General features: G+C 64.6%; 22 protein-coding genes. 10 read left to right on the top strand and 12 right to left on the bottom strand.

What is annotated here, in order from left to right; translation table 11 throughout:
- Positions 1-6: 6 nt before the first annotated feature.
- Genes N6H05_RS16695 through N6H05_RS16665 form a run of 7 tightly spaced genes read right to left on the bottom strand, consistent with a single transcriptional unit; the run spans position 7 to position 5,616 of the window.
- Positions 7-1,029: an AAA family ATPase gene (locus tag N6H05_RS16695; protein ID WP_284110672.1), complete on the bottom strand. Its 1,023-nt coding sequence runs from the start codon at positions 1,027-1,029 to the stop codon at positions 7-9.
- The gene (gene pnuC, locus N6H05_RS16690; protein ID WP_284110671.1) at positions 1,026-1,595 is read right to left on the bottom strand and encodes a nicotinamide riboside transporter PnuC; all 570 of its coding nucleotides are present in this window, start codon (positions 1,593-1,595) and stop codon (positions 1,026-1,028) included. Before pnuC ends, N6H05_RS16695 begins: the two co-directional genes overlap by 4 nt.
- A gap of 10 nt (positions 1,596-1,605) precedes the next feature.
- On the bottom strand, positions 1,606-2,073 hold the full coding sequence (locus tag N6H05_RS16685; protein WP_284110670.1) for a Fur family transcriptional regulator: 468 nt from the start codon (positions 2,071-2,073) through the stop codon (positions 1,606-1,608).
- A gap of 44 nt (positions 2,074-2,117) precedes the next feature.
- Positions 2,118-2,447: a DUF423 domain-containing protein gene (locus tag N6H05_RS16680; RefSeq protein WP_284110668.1), complete on the bottom strand. Its 330-nt coding sequence runs from the start codon at positions 2,445-2,447 to the stop codon at positions 2,118-2,120.
- The gene (locus N6H05_RS16675) at positions 2,444-4,246 is read right to left on the bottom strand and encodes a cation:proton antiporter domain-containing protein (protein ID WP_284110666.1); all 1,803 of its coding nucleotides are present in this window, start codon (positions 4,244-4,246) and stop codon (positions 2,444-2,446) included. Before N6H05_RS16675 ends, N6H05_RS16680 begins: the two co-directional genes overlap by 4 nt.
- A complete protein-coding gene (locus tag N6H05_RS16670) occupies positions 4,246-4,668 on the bottom strand; it encodes an iron-sulfur cluster assembly scaffold protein (RefSeq protein WP_284110665.1) in 423 nt (140 codons plus the stop codon). Before N6H05_RS16670 ends, N6H05_RS16675 begins: the two co-directional genes overlap by 1 nt.
- A gap of 51 nt (positions 4,669-4,719) precedes the next feature.
- Positions 4,720-5,616 (bottom strand): LysR family transcriptional regulator, encoded by an 897-nt coding sequence (locus tag N6H05_RS16665; protein ID WP_004212385.1) that lies wholly within the window; start codon positions 5,614-5,616, stop codon positions 4,720-4,722.
- 99 nt (positions 5,617-5,715) lie between these two features.
- Between N6H05_RS16665 and N6H05_RS16660 the strand changes: the two genes are divergently transcribed.
- From N6H05_RS16660 to N6H05_RS16650, 3 genes are all read left to right on the top strand, one after another.
- The gene (locus N6H05_RS16660; RefSeq protein ID WP_284110663.1) at positions 5,716-6,702 is read left to right on the top strand and encodes an aldo/keto reductase; all 987 of its coding nucleotides are present in this window, start codon (positions 5,716-5,718) and stop codon (positions 6,700-6,702) included.
- A gap of 97 nt (positions 6,703-6,799) precedes the next feature.
- Positions 6,800-7,255: a YaiI/YqxD family protein gene (locus N6H05_RS16655; RefSeq protein WP_284114254.1), complete on the top strand. Its 456-nt coding sequence runs from the start codon at positions 6,800-6,802 to the stop codon at positions 7,253-7,255.
- On the top strand, positions 7,255-8,427 hold the full coding sequence (locus tag N6H05_RS16650) for a BaiN/RdsA family NAD(P)/FAD-dependent oxidoreductase (protein ID WP_284110662.1): 1,173 nt from the start codon (positions 7,255-7,257) through the stop codon (positions 8,425-8,427). The genes N6H05_RS16655 and N6H05_RS16650 overlap by 1 nt, the downstream gene beginning before the upstream one ends.
- On the opposite strand, the gene N6H05_RS16645 is transcribed toward N6H05_RS16650, so the two are convergent.
- Together N6H05_RS16645 and N6H05_RS16640 are read right to left on the bottom strand one after the other, a co-directional pair.
- Positions 8,424-10,142 carry an ATP-binding protein gene (locus N6H05_RS16645; RefSeq protein ID WP_284110661.1) on the bottom strand — a complete coding sequence of 573 codons (1,719 nt, stop codon included), beginning with the start codon at positions 10,140-10,142 and terminating at the stop codon, positions 8,424-8,426. The genes N6H05_RS16650 and N6H05_RS16645 overlap by 4 nt on opposite strands.
- A 170-nt stretch (positions 10,143-10,312) precedes the next feature.
- Positions 10,313-12,388 (bottom strand): transglycosylase domain-containing protein, encoded by a 2,076-nt coding sequence (locus tag N6H05_RS16640; protein WP_284110660.1) that lies wholly within the window; start codon positions 12,386-12,388, stop codon positions 10,313-10,315.
- A 107-nt stretch (positions 12,389-12,495) separates the two neighbouring features.
- Here N6H05_RS16640 and N6H05_RS16635 point away from each other — a divergent pair, with 107 nt between their 5' ends.
- Positions 12,496-12,705 carry a hypothetical protein gene (locus tag N6H05_RS16635; protein ID WP_004212393.1) on the top strand — a complete coding sequence of 70 codons (210 nt, stop codon included), beginning with the start codon at positions 12,496-12,498 and terminating at the stop codon, positions 12,703-12,705.
- Here the strand turns inward: N6H05_RS16635 and N6H05_RS16630 are convergent.
- Complete coding sequence (locus N6H05_RS16630) at positions 12,702-14,021, bottom strand: MFS transporter (protein WP_284110659.1); 1,320 nt, start codon at positions 14,019-14,021, stop codon at positions 12,702-12,704. The genes N6H05_RS16635 and N6H05_RS16630 overlap by 4 nt on opposite strands.
- 131 nt (positions 14,022-14,152) lie before the next feature.
- On the opposite strand from N6H05_RS16630, the gene pgsA reads away from it, so the two are divergent.
- The 3 genes from pgsA to N6H05_RS16615 are packed head-to-tail and all read left to right on the top strand — an operon-like array spanning position 14,153 to position 15,422.
- The gene (pgsA, locus tag N6H05_RS16625; protein WP_004212395.1) at positions 14,153-14,716 is read left to right on the top strand and encodes a CDP-diacylglycerol--glycerol-3-phosphate 3-phosphatidyltransferase; all 564 of its coding nucleotides are present in this window, start codon (positions 14,153-14,155) and stop codon (positions 14,714-14,716) included.
- Positions 14,717-14,721: 5 nt separating this feature from the next.
- A complete protein-coding gene (gene moaD / locus N6H05_RS16620; protein ID WP_284110658.1) occupies positions 14,722-14,982 on the top strand; it encodes a molybdopterin converting factor subunit 1 in 261 nt (86 codons plus the stop codon).
- Positions 14,979-15,422 (top strand): molybdenum cofactor biosynthesis protein MoaE, encoded by a 444-nt coding sequence (locus N6H05_RS16615; RefSeq protein ID WP_284110657.1) that lies wholly within the window; start codon positions 14,979-14,981, stop codon positions 15,420-15,422. The genes moaD and N6H05_RS16615 overlap by 4 nt, the downstream gene beginning before the upstream one ends.
- A gap of 4 nt (positions 15,423-15,426) precedes the next feature.
- Here the strand turns inward: N6H05_RS16615 and N6H05_RS16610 are convergent, their stop codons facing one another.
- Positions 15,427-16,356 (bottom strand): hydrogen peroxide-inducible genes activator, encoded by a 930-nt coding sequence (locus N6H05_RS16610; RefSeq protein WP_004212401.1) that lies wholly within the window; start codon positions 16,354-16,356, stop codon positions 15,427-15,429.
- A gap of 39 nt (positions 16,357-16,395) precedes the next feature.
- Positions 16,396-17,169 (bottom strand): sulfite exporter TauE/SafE family protein, encoded by a 774-nt coding sequence (locus N6H05_RS16605; RefSeq protein WP_004212403.1) that lies wholly within the window; start codon positions 17,167-17,169, stop codon positions 16,396-16,398.
- A 187-nt stretch (positions 17,170-17,356) separates the two neighbouring features.
- Between N6H05_RS16605 and epsC the strand changes: the two genes are divergently transcribed.
- The 3 genes from epsC (at position 17,357) to N6H05_RS16590 (ending at position 20,080) form a co-directional block, all read left to right on the top strand.
- Complete coding sequence (gene epsC, locus N6H05_RS16600; protein WP_010339066.1) at positions 17,357-18,073, top strand: serine O-acetyltransferase EpsC; 717 nt, start codon at positions 17,357-17,359, stop codon at positions 18,071-18,073.
- Positions 18,073-18,420: a DUF2794 domain-containing protein gene (locus N6H05_RS16595; protein WP_284110655.1), complete on the top strand. Its 348-nt coding sequence runs from the start codon at positions 18,073-18,075 to the stop codon at positions 18,418-18,420. The genes epsC and N6H05_RS16595 overlap by 1 nt, the downstream gene beginning before the upstream one ends.
- Positions 18,421-18,736: 316 nt before the next feature.
- Complete coding sequence (locus N6H05_RS16590) at positions 18,737-20,080, top strand: UDP-glucose dehydrogenase family protein (RefSeq protein WP_284110653.1); 1,344 nt, start codon at positions 18,737-18,739, stop codon at positions 20,078-20,080.
- Positions 20,081-20,101 lie beyond the last annotated feature (21 nt).

Raw genomic sequence — 20,101 nt, 5'->3', positions numbered from 1 at the left:
AACTGCCTACTCGCTTTCCTGCGCCAAGTCGAACCCTGACGTCATGCAGGGGGGCGCCAAATCTTCAATCAGGGAAACGGCGCGGGTGAAACGGCTGTCCCAATCCCCGCCGACCGAAGCCCAGTTAACGCCGTTGTCGATCAGCACGTTCCGGCTGATATCGGCAAATCGCGCCCGCACCGGATCGTCGCCATAGATGCGCGTGCCATCGTCGATCCAGGCGACATCGGGTTCCAGCAGCAGATAGAGGTCTGCCTTGGGATGGGCGAGCAGCGCGTCGGGCACATGGCCGATCATCATCTCAGCCCAGGCCGCCGTCATCAGCGCGTCGGTGTCGGCGAACAGGCGACGGTTCGCCAGCCGCTGGCCGGCGGCGATCGTCGCGGACTGGGCCGCGCCGATCAGCAGCAGGTCGGCCTCGTCCATATCGACGCTGTGAACTTCGGCCTGGGCGCGGCCATATTCGGGCACACAGATCGTGTCGAAATGCCGGGCGAGGCGTTCGGCCAGCACCGACTTGCCGGTGCTTTCGACACCATGAAGCACGATCGTGCGGGTGAAATGGGCGCGGACCGGCGGCGCGATCCAGCGCCAATGGCTCCAGGGATCGGCACGCACGGCGCTGGCGGACAGGCCGCCCAGTCCGTCCCGGTCCGCGCCCAATATGCGGGCACCCAGCGGCACGAAGCGGCCGCCCACTTCCTGTGCCAGCCGCAGCCCATAGGCTTCGCCCGCGAACAGCAGGTCGATCGGCTCGGGATGGGCCTGCGCCACGATGGCCCGCCAGATCGGCCAGAAATCGGCGGAGTCTTCAGGAGCCTGCGGCACGACGGCATCATGGCCGATGACCCGGCATCCCGGCGCCAGTTCGCGCATCCATTGCAGCCGCAGCGGGCCGGGGATCGGATCGTCCGGCAGCCAGCAGACCAGGATGGTGAGATCGTCCACCATCGCCCGCGCGCTGTCGATCAACATCTGATGGCCGGCATGAGGCGGCATGAACTTGCCGAGCAGGAAGCCGCGGGTCATGCCGGCGCCTGATCCATCGTGCGGTGCCAGGCGATCAGGCCCCATAACGCGATGAAGAAGAAGATGGCGTAGAGGATCGCCGTCGCGATCAGGCCACGGCTCCAGAATAGGCCGGTGGCGAGCGCATCGACCGCCACCCACAGCACCCAGCTTTCGACCTTGCGCTGCGACTGCAATATCTGTGCGGCGACGCTCATGCCGGCGATCATGGCGTCGGCGAAGGGCGCGGCGGCATCGGTGTAATGGGCCATGCCCATGCCCCAGGCCAGGCTGGCGAGTGCAGTGCCCGCGATCCAGGCAAGGCGGGCAGGAACGCTAAGCCGCGCGACCGCTATGCCGCCGTCGGCGACCTTCTCGCTATGCACCCAGTTCCACCAGCCATAGGCATTGATGATCAGGAAGAAGATTTGCAGGAGCGCGTCGCTGTAGAGCTTCGCCTCGAAGAAGACGAAGAAATAGAGCGCGACCATGGCGATGCCGAACGGATAGTTCCACAGCGAACGGCGCGCCACCAGCACGACATTGATCAGGCCGAGCGCCGCTGCGACCCATTCGATGATGGTCATGAACCGCCCGTCAGTGGCAGGCGCTGCAGGTGCCGCGCACCTCGATCACCGGACGCACCGGCGCGAAGCCGGCCTTTTCCGCCACCGACCGCAGCGATCCGGTAATGGGATCATTGTCGATATGCGTCACCTGGCCGCAACTGTCGCAGACCAGGAAGATGCAGTCATGATGGCAACCGGGATGGGCGTTGGCGATATAGGCGTTCGCGCTTTCCACCCGCATCGCGATATTGTTCGCCACGAACAGGTCGAGGATGCGGTAGACGCTGTTGGGCGCGACCCGCTTGCCGCGCGCCTTGGACACGGTGTCGGCGATATCATAGGCCGATGCCGGCTTTTCCTCGGCTGCCAGCGCGTCGAAGATGGCGGCGCGCATTGGCGTCCACTGCTCATCCTTCGCCTCCAGCGTAGCCTGCGCCGCGTCGGCCAGCTTCTTGCCGGTGGGTTCGAGATGATGATGGTGCGAATGATCTGCCATGGCGATTATCTAGGCGTGTCCAACTGCGGCGGCAAGTGGCTGGCTCAGCCACGCTGCCAATAGGCAAAAGCCGCCCAGAGCCAGCCGCCGATCATCATCGCGCCGCCGATCGGCGTCACCGCGCCGAGCCAGCGCGGGCAGCCCAGCGCCATGGCATAGAGGCTGACGGCAAAGATCGCCGCGCCGATCAGCAGCAACAGGGCGCCGCCGCGCGTAATGCCCATGATCGTCAGGACGGCGACGGCATGGATCAGCTGATAGAGGCCGCCGGTGCGCAGCCACTCCGCTGCCTGCGGGCTGGCGGCGCCATGGGCGCCAAAGGCATCGGCAGCAATGGCAAGCGCTGCCGACAGGGCGGCCAGAATGGCGATCATGCTTCTTCTCCATCTCCGCGCGCGCGCAGGCGCATGCCCCGACCGGGGCGGTACATCAGATCCTTGGCCGCCAGCAGATTGCCATGCTCGATCTGCAGGGCGAGGCGCTGGCTGTCATTTTCGCGATATTGGCGCTCGACTTCCTCGACCTCTTCGGGCGGCACGCCCAGCGTCTGCATCGCCTGGACGCCCATGCAGACCGCCGATTCGAATACTTCGCGGACCACCCCGGCCAGATCGAGATCCTGCATCGCCAGAAGCTGACGGCGGTCGAACACGCGGGCCATCAGGGCGGCCTGCGGGAAGGCCTCGGCAATCGGCTGGAGCGCGCGGGCATCGAGCGACGGATCGTCGATGCAGAAGGCGATCAGGCGGGCTTCGTCGGCGCCGGCGCGGTGGAGCAGGTCGATGCGGGTGCCGTCGCCATAATAGACCTTCATGTCGAAACGGCTCGACACCTCGATCTGGGCGGGCTTCTTGTCGATCAGCACGACGCCGAAGCCATGGCCCATCAGCATCTGCGCCACGGTCTGGCCGAACCGGCCATAGCCCACGATGATGGCGCTGCCGCGCGGCGCATCCTCCGGTCCGGGCAGGTCGTCACGATCCTTGGGCTGGGCGAATTCGAAGCGGCGGGCAAACAGCATCAGGAAGGGGGTGGTCGCCATCGAGAAGGTGACGATCGCGCTGAATAGGCTCGCCGCCTGCGGCGCGATCAGATAGGCATTCTGCGCCTGGGCAAAGAGGACGAAGCCGAATTCACCGCCTTGGGACAGGAGCAGGCCGGCGCTCAATGCCTGTTGCCAGGCCATGCCGAACAGCCGGGCGAGCAGGGTGATGATCGCGGCCTTGGTCGCGACGAGCATCGGCGCCATGCCGATGACGAACAGCGGATTGGCGGCGACGGCGCGCAGGTCCAGAACCATGCCGACGGCCAGGAAGAAGAGGCCGAGCAGGATCGAACGGAACGGTTCGACATCGGATTCGATCTCGTGGCGATAGGGGGAGTCGGCCAGCATCACGCCGGCGACGAAGGCGCCCAGCGCGGTCGAGAGGTGCAGGCTGTGCATCACCGACGCGGCGGCCAGCACGGTGAAGAGCCCTACCGCGACGAACAATTCGCGTTCGCCCTGACGCCCGACCAGGTTGAGCAATGGCCGCAGGATGAAGCGGCCGGCCAGCACCAGCCCGGCGATCGCGGCAACGGTATAGCCGGCCATCACCCATCCGGGCGGGCCGCCGGCATCGGCCGGATTGCGGGAAAGAGCCGCGACGATGGTGATCAGCGGGACGATCGAGAGATCCTGGAACAGCAGGATCGAGAAGACCTTCTCGCCAAAGGGCGAGTTGATGCGGCCGCTGGATTTGAGGCTGGGCAGCACCTGCGCGGTCGAGGACAGGGCGAGCGGCAGGCCGAGCGCGATCGCCGCGCCCCAGGTGAAGCCGGTCGAATAGAAGATGATGGCGATGAGGGCGAGGCCGCATAGCACCACCTGTGCCAGGCCGAGCGCGAAGATGTCGCGCTTCAGTCGCCAAAGGCGGGCGGGATGGAGTTCGAGGCCGACGAGGAAGAGCAGCAGGACGATGCCGATTTCTGCAATCGCAAGCTTCGATTCCGCGCCGCCGACCAGGCCCAGCCCTTGCGGGCCGACCAGCGCGCCGGCGACCAGATAGCCCAGCACCGCACCCAGGCCGAAGCGGCGGAACAGCAGGACGAAGGCCACGGCGACGCCCAGCAGGATCACGCCTTCGGACAGGAGAACGTCGGTGGCCGACCTGGCGGTTTCGGCGACCGGCATCAGGCGTCCGCCATCCGCGCGGCTTCGGCGATCGCCTCGAAGCCCAGACGGATCGAGGGGTGGCGCGCGGGATAGCCGCGGGCCGGCGCCAGCACCGCAAGGCCGGGCCAGAAATCCAGATCCTCGCTCTCGCCCGACAGATAGGCGGCCAGCTTGTCGCGCGCCTCTGCCAGTTCGTCAGCAGTGAGGCCGATCGCCTGCGCCGCCATCAGCGCGGCGGAGGCCTGGCCCAGGGCGCAGGCCTTCACATCCAGGCCGATTTCGGCGAGCCTGCCGTCGGCCATGCGGACGTCGGCGGTGATGCGCGAGCCGCAGGTCGGTGACCGCTTCTCAACGCTGGCCTGCGGATCGGCCAGCCGCTGGTGGTGCGGGATGCTCGCGGCGAGGCGAAGAATGTCGTTATTGTAGAGGGATGCGCTCATTGTCCCTCCATGTAGGACAGTTATCGCCGCGGGAGAAGGCGGCAAAATGGCCTAGGGACCGCGATAGCGCAGCGCGTCGACCAATATGCTGAACGCGGCGGCGGGCTGGCGGCGGCTGGGATAATAAAGATGATAGCCGGCAAAGGGCGGGCACCAGTCCTCCAGCACCGGGATCAGCCTGCCTTCGTCGATATCTGCACGCACCTGATCCTCCATCACGAAGGCGAGGCCGAAGCCGGCAAGGGCGGCGCGGCGGATCATCTCTATACTGTTGAAGGCCAGTTGCCCCTCCACCCGCACCCGGATTTCATGGCCATCCTTTTCCAGCTCCCAAGCATAGAGGCCGCCGGCGCTGCGCAGGCGGAGATTGATGCAGTCATGCGCGGCCAGATCCTGCGGCGTGCGCGGCACCGGGCGGCTGGCGAAATAGGCGGGCGCGCCGACCACGATCATGCGCAGGTCCGGGCCGATGCGCACGGCGACCATATCCTTGGCGATCGCTTCGCCCAGCCGCACGCCGGCATCGAAGCGTTCCTTGACGATGTCGACAAAGCCGGAATCGATGCTCAATTCGACATGGATGTCGGGATAGCGTGGCAACAGCCGTTGCAATGCTGGCCAGACGACCGTGTTGCTGGCATGTTCGGCGGCGGTGATGCGGATGGTGCCGGCCGGCCGTTCGCGCAGGTCGCCGAGCGAGGCGAGTTCGGTCGCGATGCTGTCGAGTGCCGGGCGTAGCGTGGCGGACAGGCGATCGCCGGCCTCGGTCAGGGAGACGCTGCGGGTGGTGCGGGTGAGCAGGCGCACGCCCAGGCGCGTTTCCAGCCGCCTGATGGTATGGCTGAGCGCGGACTGCGACGTGCCGAGCAGCGCGGCCGCTCGGGTGAAATTGCCGGTGTCGGCGACCATCAGGAAGGCGTTGAGGTCGACCAGCTCTTCGCGCCGCATTCATGAACTCCGGATATAAAGTCTTACCGCTTTTATGATCTAATCTGCCGCTTGGCGACAACCTATCTTCCGTTCGGACATCAAATCGGAGTGACCGCTATGGAAAAGCGACTTTTGGGCAAGAGCGGGCTGGAGGTCTCGGCCATTGGCCTGGGCTGCATGGGCCTCAACTTCGGCTATGGCACCGCCGTCAGCCAGGATGAAGGGATCAGATTGATCCGTGCAGCTGTCGACTTCGGTGTCACCTTCTTCGACACGGCGGAGGTCTATGGCCCCTATACCAACGAGGAAATGGTCGGCGCCGCGCTGGCGCCGGTGCGCGACCAGGTGGTGATCGCCACCAAGTTCGGCTTCGACATCGGCGCAGGCCTTGGCGCGCTCAACAGCCGGCCGGACAATATCCGCGCGGTGGCGGACGCCTCGCTCAAGCGGCTGGGTGTAGAGGTGATCGATCTTTTCTACCAGCATCGCGTCGATCCGGCCGTGCCGATCGAGCATGTGGCGGGGGCCGTCAAGGACCTGATCGCCGAGGGCAAGGTCAGGCATTTCGGCCTGTCCGAGCCGTCGGCCGCGACCGTTCGCCGCGCCCATGCGGTTCAGCCGGTCGCTGCGCTCCAGAATGAATATTCGCTCTGGACCCGCGGCCCGGAAACCAACGGCATCCTCGAAACCTGCGCGGAACTGGGTATCGGCTTCGTGCCCTACAGCCCGCTCGGCAAGGGGTTCCTGACCGGTGCGATCGGTAAGGATACGGCGCTGGCCGAAGGCGACTTCCGCAACAGCCTGCCGCGTTTTGCTGCCGAGGCGCGGGAGAAGAACCTGGCGCTGGTCGATCTGCTCAAGGGCATCGCGGCCGAGAAGGACGCGACCCCGGCACAGATCGCGATCGCCTGGCTGCTGGCGCAGAAGCCGTGGATCGTGCCGATCCCCGGCACGACCAAGCTCCACCGGCTGGAGGAAAATCTGGGCGCAGCCAAGGTCGAACTGACTGATGCGGACCTGACCCGCATTCGGGAGGCGGCCGATACGATCCCGGTGGAGGGCGAGCGCTACCCGCCGCATCTGCTCGAAATCGTCGGGCGCTAACTACGGATGGGCCGGGGTGTTTCCCCGGCCCATTGCACGTTCGTCCCTGTCCGCCTATCGCCGCCGCGAACGGCCGGAACGAAAGGACAGCGCGGCGATGCACATATTGGTCGATGCCGACGCCTGCCCGGTGAAGGAGGAAATCTACAAGGTTGCCTTTCGCCATGGCGTGCCGGTCACCATCGTCAGCAACAGCCCGATCCGCATTCCGGCGCATGACCTGATCGACCGCGTGGTGGTGAGCGACGGATTCGACGCCGCCGACGACTGGATCGCCGAACGCGCCGGTGCCGATACGCTGTGCATCACCGCCGACATCCTGCTCGCCGACCGTTGCCTTAAGGCCGGGGCCGGGGTGATCGCGCCCAATGGCAAGCCCTTTACCAGCGCCTCGATCGGCAGCGCCATCGCGGTGCGGGCGATCATGGCGGACCTGCGCGCCGGCGCGGTCGGCGATCCGGTCGGCGGCCCACCGCCTTTCTCCAAGGCCGATCGATCCCGCTTCCTGTCCGCGCTGGACGAGGCGATCGTGCGGATGAAGCGGGGGCGGTGATGAGCGACTATGACGCGATAATCCTGGGCGCAGGCGCCGCCGGGATGATGTGCGCCGCGACTGCCGGCCAGCGCGGCCGCAGGGTGCTGCTGGCCGATCATGCCGATGCGCCGGGCAAGAAGATCCTGATCTCGGGCGGTGGGCGCTGCAATTTCACCAATATTCATACCGCCGCCGATCGCTATCTGTCGGCCAATCCCCATTTCGCCAAGTCGGCGCTGGGCCGCTATACGCCGCAGGATTTCCTCACCCTGATCGGCCGCTATGGCATCGCCTGGCATGAAAAGACGCTGGGGCAGCTCTTCTGCGACGGATCGGCGAAGCAGATCGTCGCCATGCTGGCGGAGGAGTGCGCAGCCGGCGGCGTGACCATGGCGCTGGGCCAGCCGGTGACGGATATCGCCCATGGCGATGGCCTGTTCCGCGTCAGGCTGGGGGATTGCATCGTGTCCGCGCCATCGCTGGTGCTGGCGACCGGTGGTCCCTCCATCCCGAAATTGGGCGCGACCGGCTTTGCCTATGAGGTCGCGCGCCAGTTCGATCTCAAGGTGGTGCAGCCCCGGCCGGCGCTCGTGCCCTTCACCCTGGGGCCGGACGACGCGCTGTTCCAGTCGCTGTCGGGTGTCTCGGCCGAGGTGGAGGTGCGCTGGAACAAGACCCGGTTCCGTGAGGCGGCGCTCTTCACCCATCGTGGCCTCTCCGGCCCGGCGATGTTGCAGATTTCCTCCTATTGGGAGCATCGTACGCCGATCCACGTCAATTTCCTGCCTGATCTTGGCACGGACTGGTTGCTCGACGAGAAACGCAATCGCCCTCGCACGGGCTTGCGACGCGTGCTGGTCGAGCGCTTCCCCGAGCGGATGGCCGATGCCCTGCTCGAACGGATTGGTGCGCAGGGCGACCTTGGCAATCTGCCCGACAAGACCCTGCGCCAGATTGGCGAGCGGCTGGCGGGCTGGTCCTTCATCCCCTCCGGCACCGAAGGCTATGCCAAGGCAGAGGTCACGGTCGGCGGCATCGCCACCGCCGGCCTGTCGTCGCGGACGATGGAAGCCGCCAAGGTGCCGGGGCTTTATGCCATTGGCGAGGCAGTCGACGTTACTGGCTGGCTGGGCGGCTATAATTTCCAATGGGCCTGGGCCAGCGGCTGGGCGGCCGGCCAGGCGCTTTAGGCACGCCCCACGGTTTGCGCCTGCGCGGCTGCGATGCTGGCCTGGAGATGCTGGCGGCGGAAGGGCTTGGAAAGCCGCGGAATATCCGGCGCGATCAGGTCGACGCCTTCATAGCCCGATATGATGAGTAACGCGATCTCGGGATGGTCGACGCGCAGCCGCAGCGCCAGTTCGGCGCCGGTCATGCCGGGCATGATATGGTCGGTGACGACGATGTCGGGCCGGAAATCGGCGGCGATCATGCTGAGCCCCAGTTCGGCATTGTCGATGTCGACCACCTCATAGCCAAGGTCGGTCAGCATCTCCCGCGTGCCGTGGCGGACCAGGGCATTGTCGTCGATCAGCAGCACCTTGCCCCGCGTTGCTACGATCTCGCCGCCATTGCCATCCGCCACTACGGCCACCGGCTTCTGCTTCTCGATCGGCAGCCAGAGCTGGATTTCCGTGCCCTGGCCCACTTCGCTGACGATTTCGAGTGCCCCGCCCAACTGGCCGGCCAGACCATGCGCCATCGACAGGCCAAGGCCGGTGCCATGGCCGACCGGCTTGGTCGTGAAGAAGGGCTCGGTTGCGGACGCCTTGACCGCCGGGGTCATACCGATGCCGGTGTCGGTGATGCGCAGGCAGACGAATTGGCCGGGGATCAGCGGCACGGGAAGGCGGCTCTTGCACCGTTCTGCCGAAATGATGACCTGCCCGCCGTTCGGCATGGCATCGCGCGCGTTCACCACCAGGTTGAGGATGGCCAGTTCCAGCTGATGTCGGTCGGCGCGCACCGGCGGCACATCCTGCGCGGCGTCTACATGGAGAATGATCTGCGGGCCGACCGTGCTGACCAGCAAGGTCTGCATATTCTCCAGCGTCTCGGAAAGATTGACCGATGTGGGTTGCAACGGTTGGCGACGGCCGAAGGCCAGCAGCCGCTTGACCAGAGTCTGCGCGGTTTCCGCCGCCTGCATCGCGATATTGGCGGTACGGGCTATCGCCTCGGGGGATCGGCCGCCAGCGATGATCTGGTCCAGCCCGCCGATGATCGGGGTCAGCAGATTGTTGAAGTCGTGCGCGACATGCCCGGTCAACTGGCCCAGTACATCCATCTTCTGGATTTGCCGCAGCTTGTCCTGCGCGCTTTCCAACTCGCTCGTGCGCTCGCGCACGCGTTGGTCCAGATGATCGTTCAGGGATTCGAGCGCGCCGAAGAGCCGGCCATTTTCGAGTGCGGTGGACGCCGCCCGTGCCAGCGCTTCGAGCAGCGAAATCTCGTTGTCGGTCGGCATGGCCGGCTCGGACCAATAGGCACCCACGGCGGCGATCGGGTCGACCCGCCCGATCGGCACCATGATCATGCTGCGGACGAAGGTCTGGCTATAGGCGTCCACCGGCACCCGAACGTCATCGAATATGTCGGCGATGACCGCCGTCTCCTGGTTCAGCATCGCCCAGCCGGACACGCAGGTTTCGGCCGGGAAACGTTGCCCGGCCCATAAAGGCGCCTTGGCGTCCTCGGCAATATAATGGCATTTGTCGCCATCGCGCAGCACGACCGCGATACCGTCCGCCCCCACCGCGCGGCGGGCGAAGGCGCGCAGGACGGCGACCACCGCATCCAGGGACCGTGCGCCGGCCAGGGCCTCCATGGCCTCGGCCGCTATGGTCCAGCGTGCCGCCAGCGCCCTCTGCGTGGAATGGTCTTCCCGGCCATATGCTCCATTCATCGTGTGACCTCTGAAGTGGAAGGGAATCACACTATATCATTGATCGGAATGGCAGGGGAAATGGATATTTGTCAGTGGGTTAAGGATAAGTGTGATTACACAATATACGCAATTTCACGGCATCATTCGGCGGGAACAATGCCGTGAAAATCTGGTAACAGACATGACCGCTATGGCTGCTGTGGTTCATTTTCCGGTGGCTGGGTCGGTGCGATCCGCGGTGGGGGCACGCCCTGTGGCGGCAGCGGCAAGGGCTGGTCTGACGGAATGCGAAGCTGGTTGCCGTCGATGGTGACGGTCATTCCGCCCTGATCCATGCCGACGCCGACATTGCCGATGCCGGTTTCGACGCTGACATTGGCGATGGCGTTGACCAGGTCGGGATCCTGCTCTTCCTCGGGCACCTTCTCGACCGGCTCGTTGATCGCGCCGGCCATGAAATTGCGCCAAATACGTGCTGGCACACCGCCGCCGGCCGCGCCACCGGGCAGCGGGGCGTTGTCGTCATTGCCAATCCATACCGCCGTCACCAGGCCGCCGGCATAGCCGACGAAAATCGCGTCGCGACTATCCTGGGTCGTGCCGGTCTTGCCGAAGGTGCTGGTGCGCAGCGCCGCCGCGCTGCCGGTGCCGCGATTGGCGGCGGACGACAGGAGGTCGCGGATCATTTCGAGCTGGTCGTCGCTGAAATGACGCTGACGCTTCATCAGCCGGTCGAACCAGCCCTGCTCCTCGGGAGGCAGGCCATGGGCGAGCACCGGATAGGCGCCGGCCGCCACCGAAGCGTAAGCCTCGGCCAGTTCCACCAGCGGGATTTCCGATGTGCCGAGCGCGAGGCTGAGATCCTCGGTCAGCGGCGCGGTAACGCCCAGGTCGCGGGCAACCTTGATGACATTGTCGACGCCGACCTTCTGGGTCAGGCGCACCGCCGCCACATTGCTCGACGCGGCAAAGGCCTGGCGCAAAGTGATGCGCCCGCGATATTTGCCGCCATGATTGGCTGGGCGATAGGTGCCGGTGGTGATCGGCGTATCCTCGATCATGTCGTCGGGTGTCATGCCGGCGCGGAAGGCGGCGAGATAGACGAACAGCTTGAAGGTGGAGCCGGGCTGGCGCTTGGCCTGCACGGCGCGGTTGAAGCTGCTCTTCTCGTAATTCTTGCCGCCGATCATGGCGACGACGCTGCCGTCGGGCTTCATCGCCACCAGCGCCACCTGTGCCCCGCCCAGCGGCGCGCGCCGGATCGCTGCTTCGGCGAGGCGCTGGATACGCCAGTCGAGCGTCGTCTTCACCTCCTGCGCGCCATAGACGGCGCCGGCCCGGTCGCGGGCTTCGGGCAGCACCCAGTCGGCAAAATAGGTGCCGCTGGTGGCATCCGGCGCCTCGCGCACATCAAGGCGGGCCGGAGCGAGCTGATCGCGCTGGGCCTTGCTGATATAGCCGGCCTCGACCATCGCCTGTGTCACCAGCGCGGCGCGGGCACGCGCACCCTTCAGGTTGCTGGTCGGCGCGAGGCGCGAGGGCGCCTTCAGCAGGCCGGCCAGCATCGCGGCTTGGGAAATGGTCAGCCGTTCGGGCTGGCGATCGAAATAATGGAGCGAGGCGGCGCGCAGGCCATAGACATTGTCGCCGAAATAGACGTTCGAGAGGTAGCGTTCGAGAATCTGGTCCTTGGTCAGCCAAGCCTCCAGCCAGAAGGCGATCAGCGCTTCGCGCGCCTTGCGACCCATGGTCCGGTCGCTCGACAGGAATACGCCCTTGGCCAGCTGCTGGGTGATGGTGCTGCCGCCCTGCGACGATCCATCGGACCAGATATTGTGCCACATGGCGCGGGCGATGCCGCGCGGATCGACACCCCAATGGTCATAGAAGCGACGATCCTCGATCGCCATGAAGGCCTGGGGCACATGGGCGGGCAGCTTGGCCACCTCCACCGGCTTGTCGATGATGGCGCCGCGCCGCGCGACCAGATGCCCGTCGGCCGACATCAGGCTGATGCTGGGCGGGGCAATGGGCTGCAGCGAGCGCGACATGGGCGCCGTTACTGCCAGCCAGGCGATGATCAGCATCAGCAGGGCCAGCCCCGCCGCCACGATCCAGCCGACAATCTGCAGCCGCCGCTTCCACGGGGTGGGCGGGGCAAAGGCGCTGGGCGGACCGGCGCCGAACGGGCGCGCTTCGTCAGCAGCCGGGGCAGGCGTGCCGGTAGGGGCGGGGTTGGGCATTTCGGTCATCGGCACGGCCATGCTGTATTATGTTATTGATACGGTCAAGTCTGTCCCGCGACGGGACATCCCGGATTTTACGAAATTTGCCATGGAACTAATGGTAAATATCGCGTTAACCAATCCTTATGAGAAACCGAGTCCTCGTCCTCACCAACGAAGCCGCCCGGCACCCCTTTCGGCAGCGGCTGCCCCGTCACATCTTCCAGCTGACGGACGATGCGTCTTCGCAGGCGCGTCGCCGCCGCGATGTGGCCGTCTCCGACGATAATGACTGGAAGCTGTTCGTGCTGAGCTTCTCGGCCTTCTTCACGGCGTTCTACAGCTTCATCTTCTAAAGCTCGCCGCTGCAGGCCGGGCCATCACAGGCCTTGTGCAGCCGCCAGGCCAGCCAGGCGCAGGGCAGGCACATCGCCGCCACCAGCAACAACTGATAGACCACCTCCAGGCCGGCCAGGGTCAGGCCGATCGCGATCAGCGATCCGACCACCATGGCGCCGGAATTGACGATATTGTTGGCCGCCACGGTGCGCGCCGCTTCGCACTTCTCGACCGTGGTCGTGAGGAAGGCGTAGAGCGGCACCACGAACATGCCGCCAAAGGTCGCCACGCCGAGCAGGCAGAGCGACAGCGGGATCGCCATCGGATGGGCGAGGAAGCCGACGAGCGGCAGCATCTGGCCGCCGGGTGCCGGCGTCCACAGGTCGCACACCACATGGAAGGCGATGATGCAGCAGCCCATGCCGATCACCGACGCGGGCGCATATTTGGCCGAGACATGGCCGGCGAGCAGCCGGTTGATCGCGATCGATCCGATCGCGATGCCGATCGAGAAGATCGCCAGGAACAGGCTGGCGACCGACTTGTCGGCGGTCAGGACATTCTTCACCAGCGGCGGGAACTGGATGAACAGCACCGATCCCACGGCCCAGAAGAAGCTGATCGACATGATCGCCAGATAGAGGCGCGGAATGTGCATCGTGCCCCGCACCAGCGCGACCGAGGATCGGATGACGTGGAAGTCGATTGGCTGCTTGGCGAGCAGCGACGGGGCAGGGGGCACGGCCCGGCTGGCAAAATAGCCGATGAAGGCGGTCACCACCACGCCGATGGCCGCGGCCTCGATCGGAATGATGCCGGCGAGGATGGTGCCGGCCAGAATCGCGATATAGGTGCCCGCTTCCACCAGGCCGGTGCCGCCCAGCACCTCGTCATCATGCAGATGTTGGGGCAGGATCGCATATTTGATCGGGCCGAAGAAGGTGGAGTGGATGCCCATGGCGAACAGGGCTACGAGCAGCAACGGGATCGCCAGGATATGGACGGCGATGCCGCTCCAGATCAGCGCCAGGCCGGTCGCGCCGACCGTCATGATGACGATTTCGGCGGCCTTCACCCAGCGGATGATGACGGCCTTGTCACGCTGGTCGGCCAATTGGCCCGACAGGGCGGACAGTAGGAAGAAGGGGATGATGAAGATGCCGGTAGCCAGCGCACTGAACCAGGTTTCGGACCGCTCGTCATTATAGACCTGATACACCACGAACAGCACCATGGCGTTCTTGAACAGGTTATCGTTGAAGGCGCCGAGAAGCTGGGTGATGAAAAGCGGCAGAAAACGGCGCTTTTTGAGGAGCCTGAGTGAGGCTTGCATGAGTGCGTTTGGCTTTTCGCTGTGGACGACCGGGGGGCGGTCTAGCCGCTGCAGGCGGGCGTGTCCAATTTCCTGTTCACTTCTTGCTGCCTTCGCTTGTGCCCGATGCGGGACTGTGGCAGGTCGCCCTGATGCTGACGCTGCCCAATTTGCTGACGCTTTCGCGCATCATCACCGTGCCCTTGCTGGTGGCCCTGTTGTGGCCCGGCGAGATGGGCGCGCGCTGGACCACGGGCTATGGCCTGGCCTTCGGTCTCTACTGCCTGATGGGCATCACCGACTATTTCGACGGCTACCTGGCCCGTGCGCAGGGCGCCGTGTCGAAGCTGGGCGTGTTCTTGGATCCGATCGCGGACAAGATCATGGTCGGCGCGGTCATCCTGATGCTTGCTGCAACGCGCGACATCGCCGGCATCCATATCGCAGCCGCGATGATCATCCTGCTGCGCGAGATCGCCGTGTCAGGGCTGCGGGAATTTCTGGCCGGCCTTCAGGTGTCGGTCCCGGTGTCGCGCCTGGCCAAATGGAAGACGACGTTCCAGTTGATCGCGCTGGGCGCCCTGATCCTGGCCGGCGCCGTGCCGCAATTCCCCTTCGTGCAGAGCGTTGGCATCCTGACCCTGTGGGCCGCGGCCATCCTGACGCTGATTACCGGCTGGGATTATCTGCGCGTCGGCATCAAGCATATGGACTGATCCTGATGACCGCTGTGACCCTCGTCTATTTTGCCTGGGTGCGCGAAGCCATTGGTCGCGATGAGGAGCGGGTCGAACTGGCTTCGCCGGATGAGACCATAGCGGAACTGGTGGCGCGACTGGCGGCACAGGGTGGGGGCTATGCCGAGGCGCTGGCCGATCCCGATCGGTTGCGTGCGGCGCTGGACCAGCAATTTGTCGGTTTCGATCAGGCAATCGGCACGGCGCGGGAACTGGCACTGTTTCCGCCGGTTACGGGTGGATGAAACGGGTCGCCATCCAGGCGGATGATTTCGATATTTCGGCCGAGCTTGCCGCGCTCGAAGCGCTGGGCGGCGGCGGGGTGGCCAGTTTCACCGGTATGGTCCGCGGCGAAGAGGGGCTGGTGGCGCTGGAACTGGAACATTATCCGGCGATGACGCAGCGCCAGGCCGAACGGATCGCGGATGAGGCGATGGCGCGCTGGCCGCTGCTGGGGCTGTCGATCATCCATCGCCATGGTCGGTTGCTGCCGGGCGAGCGGATCGTGTTCGTCGGCACGGCATCACGGCATCGCGCGGCGGCGCTAGATAGCTGTGCCTTCCTGATCGACTGGCTGAAATCGCGCGCGCCCTTCTGGAAAAAGGCGCATTATGCCGATGGCGCAGGCGCCTGGGTCGCGCCCCGCGCCGAGGATGAGGCCAAGGCGCAGGGCTGGGATCGCTGATCGATCAGGCGGCGTTGGCGCGGATCGCGGGATGGTCCGCTGCGTCGCGCAATATCTCGGCGAGCAGATGGAATTCCTTTTCGCGGGGGCTGTTCTTGCGCCAGACCAGGGCAATATCGCGCCAGGCATGATCGGACTGCAGCGGGCGCGCGGTGATATTGGTATGTTCCAATATGCCGCCGGCCAGCGCCATTTCCGGCAGCATGGTGACGCCCAGGCCATTGTCGACCATCTGGATAAGCGTGTGGAGCGAGGTGCCCATCATCGTCGCGCTGGCGCGCAGGTCGGGGCGATTGCAGGCGGCGAGCGCATGGTCCTTCAGACAATGCCCGTCCTCCAGCAGCAGCAGCTTGTTCTCGTCGATCATGTCCGGCTTAATCCAGTCCGGCGGATTGGTCGGATCGTCGCGCGGGAAGGCGACATAGAGCGGATCCTGGAACAATATCTCGCTGTCCAGTTCGCCAGTGGGATAGGGGAGCGCCATCAGCACGCAGTCGACATTGCCATGGCGCAGCGAATCGATCGCCGCCTGGGTCGTTTCCTCGCGCAGATAGAGTTTGAGTTCCGGCCGGTCGGCGCGCAGGCGGGGAAGCAGACGGGGTAGCAGGAAGGGCGCGATCGTCGGGATGACGCTCATCCGCAATTCGCCGGTCAGCGGCTTGCCTGACGCCTCGGCGATCGCGGCAAGCTCCTCCGCCTCGCGCAGGACGCGGTGCGCCTTTTCGACGATGCGATCGCCCAGCGCCGTGAAGCGCACGACGCGCCGGGTCCGCTCGACCAGCGTGACGCCGATCAGGGACTCCAGTTCGCGGATGCCGGCCGACAGGGTCGACTGGGTCACATAGCAGCTGTCGGCCGCCTTGCCGAAATGGCCATGTTCCTTCAGCGCAACCAGATATTGCAGCTGCTTGAGCGTGGGCATGTAGTTCGACATTTATCGGATTCCTGAATTAGAAATCCGAATATAAGCGAATTATCCGATATAACCAAGATATTTGGCGATGCCGAAGGCCGACGTCAGGGTCAGGATGATGCCGACGGCCACGAACAGCACTTTTGGCGCGACATGGCGGGCCAGCATGGCGCCGAAGGGGGCTGCCACGACGCCGCCGATCAACAGGCCGATCGTGTAGGTGGTGAAGCTTTCCCAGCCCAGATGGAACAGGAAAGTCAGGCTGATCGACAGGGTTAGGATGAATTCGACGCTGTTGACCGTGCCGATGGTGTGGCGCGGGCTCGATCCCTGGATCAGCAGGTTGGATGTCACGACCGGGCCCCAGCCGCCGCCGCCCGATGCGTCCATGAAGCCGCCGACCAGACCCAGCGGTGCAACCCATTTGGGGCTCTTGCTGTGCGGGGGGAAATGGAAGCCGCGCCAGATCAGGTAGATGCCGATCGCTGCCAGATAGAATTGGACGAAGGGCTTGATGATCGCGCCGTCGATATTGGACAGCAGATAGGCGCCGGCCACGCCGCCGATCACGCCGGGAATGACGAGCCGGGCGAACAGGCCCCAGTCGACATTGCGGTGCAGGATATGGCTGATCGCGGACACACCGGTGGTGAAGGTTTCGGCGGCATGGACGCTGGCGGACGCGCGGCTGGGCGGCACGCCCATGGCCAGCAACAGGGTGCTGGAAATCACGCCATAGGCCATGCCGAGGGCGCCATCGATAATCTGCGCGCCGAAGCCGATCAGGATGAAGGGCAGTATTTCGCCAAAATGGGCGATAAATGTGTCGATCATCCAAGCACCTTCGTTCTAATTGTCTACCTCAATGATTGGTATATCTTGAGGCGCCAAGCAAGTTTCTGTTTTGGGCCGGGAAGGCGAATTAGGGCGCGCTCTGGAAAAATTGCCGCTTAATCTCTATGTTGCTGGCAACAGGGTAAAGGGGCGCGCCAGCAGGGCGGGTCCGTTCAGGGACGTTTCGATGCTGCGTAATCTCATCGCCTATCTGGATTCGGTCAAGTCGCGCGACCCGGCACCGCGATCGCGGGCGGAAATCCTGCTTTATCCCGGTATCTGGTCGCTGGCCTTCCATCGCGTGGCGCATCGTCTCTATCGGGCGCGGCTCTATTTCCTGGCGCGGGCGGTCAATCATCTGTCGCGCTTCCTGACCGGCAATGACATTCATCCGGGAGCGAAGATCGGCAAGCGCTTCTTCATCGACCATGGTTTCACCGTGATCGGCGAGACGGCGGAGATTGGTGATGACGTCACCCTTTATCAGAATGTGACGCTGGGCGGGACTGACCCCGCCAACGGCATCGCTGGCAAGCGCCACCCGACGCTGGAAAATGGCGTGATCGTGGGATCGGGCGCGCAGGTGCTGGGGCCGGTTCGCGTGGGCGCCCGCGCCCGTGTTGGCGCCAATGCGGTCGTGACCAAGGATGTGGCGGAGGCCGCGACCATGGTCGGCATTCCCGCGCGCGCGATGCTGGTCGATGTCACCGCCTATCAGCGTGACTTCTTGCCTTATGGTACGCCCTGCTCTGATTGCTTCGATCCCGAAAAGCAGAAGCTGGAATTGCTGCAGTGCGAAGTGGAGCAGTTGCAGAAGCGGCTGGCCGAGTTGCTGGCGCAGAAGCAGGTGCCTGAACTGCCTGCCGATGACGTCGCCCTGTTCAAGGAGCGTGGCCGGGCCTGATGTCCAATGTGACGCCGTTCCCAGCACCCAACGGCCAGCAACAGGGGCAGGTCGGGTTCGATCGCCTGGAATTGCAGCGGATCATGGATCTCTATGGCCGCATGGTCGCCGCCGGACACTGGCGCGACTATGCCATGGACCTGGGACGTGAGGCCGCAATTTTCTCTGCTTTCCGGCGTTCTGCCGAGCGTCCTGAATATCGGATCGAGAAGCGGCCGGCGTTGCGTAACCGCCAGGGCATGTGGGCGCTGGTGGGCGAAACGGGCCATGTGCTCAAGCGCGGACAGGAATTGCAGGGCATCTTGGCGCCGGTTGAACGCAAATTGATGCGCATCGTCGAAGATTGATCCGTTTACCCGGTTAAGGGGGCTAGGGTCCGACAGTTCGGCGCATTTTCCATTCGGCCTACGTCCACATGTGCTGACGCAGCGCCCAGTTGCGTTGCAACAACTTCATGACCCGGCTTATGCTGCATCGCGTCAACAGGTGGCTGGTTCCACTGACACGGTAATTGGCCGGGCGGCTGGGGCTTCGATTTTTGTCAGGGCGAGAAATATGTGCATCCGGCTTTTCCGGAGCGCTTTGTCGTGCCTCGTGCAGATGGAAGACCCGCTCCTGGACGGATTGCCGAACGGCTATGCTTATTGGACAAGGAGTATTGTCATGCGGATCGTGATGACCGGATCTGGTTATGTTGGTCTGGTATCGGGCGCCTGCCTCGCGGATTTCGGGCACGAAATCATCTGTGTGGACAAGGATGAACGCAAGATCGCCAAATTATGTGCTGGTGGTGTGCCGATCTACGAACCTGGTCTGGCCGATCTGATCGCGCGCAACGTGAAGGCCGGCCGGTTGAGCTTCACCACAGATCTGGCAACGTCCGTGGCGGACGCCGATGTCGTCTTCATTGCGGTCGGTACGCCGGCGCGTCGGGGTGATGGCCATGCCGACCTCAGCTATGTCTACGATGCCGCGCGCGAGATTGCCGGGGCGCTCAAGGGATTCACCGTTGTGGTCACGAAGTCGACCGTGCCGGTCGGCACCGGCGACGAGGTCGAGCGGATCATTCGGGAAACCAATCCCGATGCCCAGTTCGCGGTCGCCTCCAATCCCGAGTTTCTGCGCGAAGGTGCCGCGATCGAGGATTTCAAGCGCCCGGATCGCATCGTCGTCGGCATCGAGGACGAACGCGCACGCCCGGTGATGGAAGAGGTTTATCGCCCGCTCTATCTCAACCAGGCGCCGCTGCTGTTCACCGGTCGGCGCACCAGCGAACTGATCAAATATGCCGCCAACGCTTTCCTGGCGATGAAGATCACCTATATCAACGAGATGGCCGAACTGTGCGAACGGGTCGGTGCGGACGTGCAGCAGGTAGCGCGCGGTATTGGTCTCGATAACCGGATCGGTTCAAAATTCCTTCATGCCGGCCCTGGCTATGGTGGCTCCTGCTTCCCCAAGGACACGCTGGCGCTGGTCAAGACGGCCGAGGATGCAGGCGCGCCCATTCGCTTGATCGAAACCACCGTCGCGATCAACGAGAGCCGCAAGCGGGCCATGGCGCGCAAGGTGATCGGCGTGTGCAACGGATCGGTGCGGGGCAAGACGGTCGCGGTGCTGGGCCTGACCTTCAAGCCCAATACCGACGATATGCGCGATGCGCCGTCGCTGTCGATCATCCAGGCACTGCAGGATGGTGGCGCGCAGATCCGCGCCTTCGACCCGGAAGGGATCGAGGCCGCCCAGCCGCTGCTGCAGAATGTCGACTTCTTCCACGATCCCTATGCCGCGGCGCAGGGAGCCTCGGCCGTCGTGCTGGTCACCGAATGGGATGCGCTGCGCGCGCTCGACCTGTCACGCCTGCGCGGCGTGATGGCTGGCAACGGCCTGGTCGACCTGCGCAACATCTATCGGCCAAAAGTCGCTGAAGCGGCTGGATTTATCTATGACAGCGTTGGCCGTGGCATGGCGCCGGAGCCTGAAATACTGGTTGCGGCTGCGGAGTAAAAGTTCCTCGCCTCGTCGCAA

It is taken from the genome of Sphingobium sp. WTD-1, assembly GCF_030128825.1.
Classification (GTDB): Bacteria; Pseudomonadota; Alphaproteobacteria; order Sphingomonadales; family Sphingomonadaceae; genus Sphingobium.
The sequence above is the reverse complement of the archived record's forward strand: the minus strand, read 5'-3'. Positions and strand labels throughout refer to the sequence as shown.

Excerpts from the sequence above, each read along its gene's own strand:
- N6H05_RS16695 (WP_284110672.1), bottom strand. The coding sequence starts at position 1,029 with ATGACCCGCGGCTTCCTGCTCGGCAAGTTCATGCCGCCTCATGCCGGC.
- pnuC (WP_284110671.1), bottom strand. The coding sequence starts at position 1,595 with ATGACCATCATCGAATGGGTCGCAGCGGCGCTCGGCCTGATCAATGTC.
- N6H05_RS16685 (WP_284110670.1), bottom strand. The coding sequence starts at position 2,073 with ATGGCAGATCATTCGCACCATCATCATCTCGAACCCACCGGCAAGAAG.
- N6H05_RS16680 (WP_284110668.1), bottom strand. The coding sequence starts at position 2,447 with ATGATCGCCATTCTGGCCGCCCTGTCGGCAGCGCTTGCCATTGCTGCC.
- N6H05_RS16675 (WP_284110666.1), bottom strand. The coding sequence starts at position 4,246 with ATGCCGGTCGCCGAAACCGCCAGGTCGGCCACCGACGTTCTCCTGTCC.
- N6H05_RS16670 (WP_284110665.1), bottom strand. The coding sequence starts at position 4,668 with ATGAGCGCATCCCTCTACAATAACGACATTCTTCGCCTCGCCGCGAGC.
- N6H05_RS16665 (WP_004212385.1), bottom strand. The coding sequence starts at position 5,616 with ATGCGGCGCGAAGAGCTGGTCGACCTCAACGCCTTCCTGATGGTCGCC.
- N6H05_RS16660 (WP_284110663.1), top strand. The coding sequence starts at position 5,716 with ATGGAAAAGCGACTTTTGGGCAAGAGCGGGCTGGAGGTCTCGGCCATT.
- N6H05_RS16655 (WP_284114254.1), top strand. The coding sequence starts at position 6,800 with ATGCACATATTGGTCGATGCCGACGCCTGCCCGGTGAAGGAGGAAATC.
- N6H05_RS16650 (WP_284110662.1), top strand. The coding sequence starts at position 7,255 with ATGAGCGACTATGACGCGATAATCCTGGGCGCAGGCGCCGCCGGGATG.
- N6H05_RS16645 (WP_284110661.1), bottom strand. The coding sequence starts at position 10,142 with ATGAATGGAGCATATGGCCGGGAAGACCATTCCACGCAGAGGGCGCTG.
- N6H05_RS16640 (WP_284110660.1), bottom strand. The coding sequence starts at position 12,388 with ATGGCCGTGCCGATGACCGAAATGCCCAACCCCGCCCCTACCGGCACG.
- N6H05_RS16635 (WP_004212393.1), top strand. The coding sequence starts at position 12,496 with ATGAGAAACCGAGTCCTCGTCCTCACCAACGAAGCCGCCCGGCACCCC.
- N6H05_RS16630 (WP_284110659.1), bottom strand. The coding sequence starts at position 14,021 with ATGCAAGCCTCACTCAGGCTCCTCAAAAAGCGCCGTTTTCTGCCGCTT.
- pgsA (WP_004212395.1), top strand. The coding sequence starts at position 14,153 with ATGCTGACGCTGCCCAATTTGCTGACGCTTTCGCGCATCATCACCGTG.
- moaD (WP_284110658.1), top strand. The coding sequence starts at position 14,722 with ATGACCGCTGTGACCCTCGTCTATTTTGCCTGGGTGCGCGAAGCCATT.
- N6H05_RS16615 (WP_284110657.1), top strand. The coding sequence starts at position 14,979 with ATGAAACGGGTCGCCATCCAGGCGGATGATTTCGATATTTCGGCCGAG.
- N6H05_RS16610 (WP_004212401.1), bottom strand. The coding sequence starts at position 16,356 with ATGTCGAACTACATGCCCACGCTCAAGCAGCTGCAATATCTGGTTGCG.
- N6H05_RS16605 (WP_004212403.1), bottom strand. The coding sequence starts at position 17,169 with ATGATCGACACATTTATCGCCCATTTTGGCGAAATACTGCCCTTCATC.
- epsC (WP_010339066.1), top strand. The coding sequence starts at position 17,357 with ATGCTGCGTAATCTCATCGCCTATCTGGATTCGGTCAAGTCGCGCGAC.
- N6H05_RS16595 (WP_284110655.1), top strand. The coding sequence starts at position 18,073 with ATGTCCAATGTGACGCCGTTCCCAGCACCCAACGGCCAGCAACAGGGG.
- N6H05_RS16590 (WP_284110653.1), top strand. The coding sequence starts at position 18,737 with ATGCGGATCGTGATGACCGGATCTGGTTATGTTGGTCTGGTATCGGGC.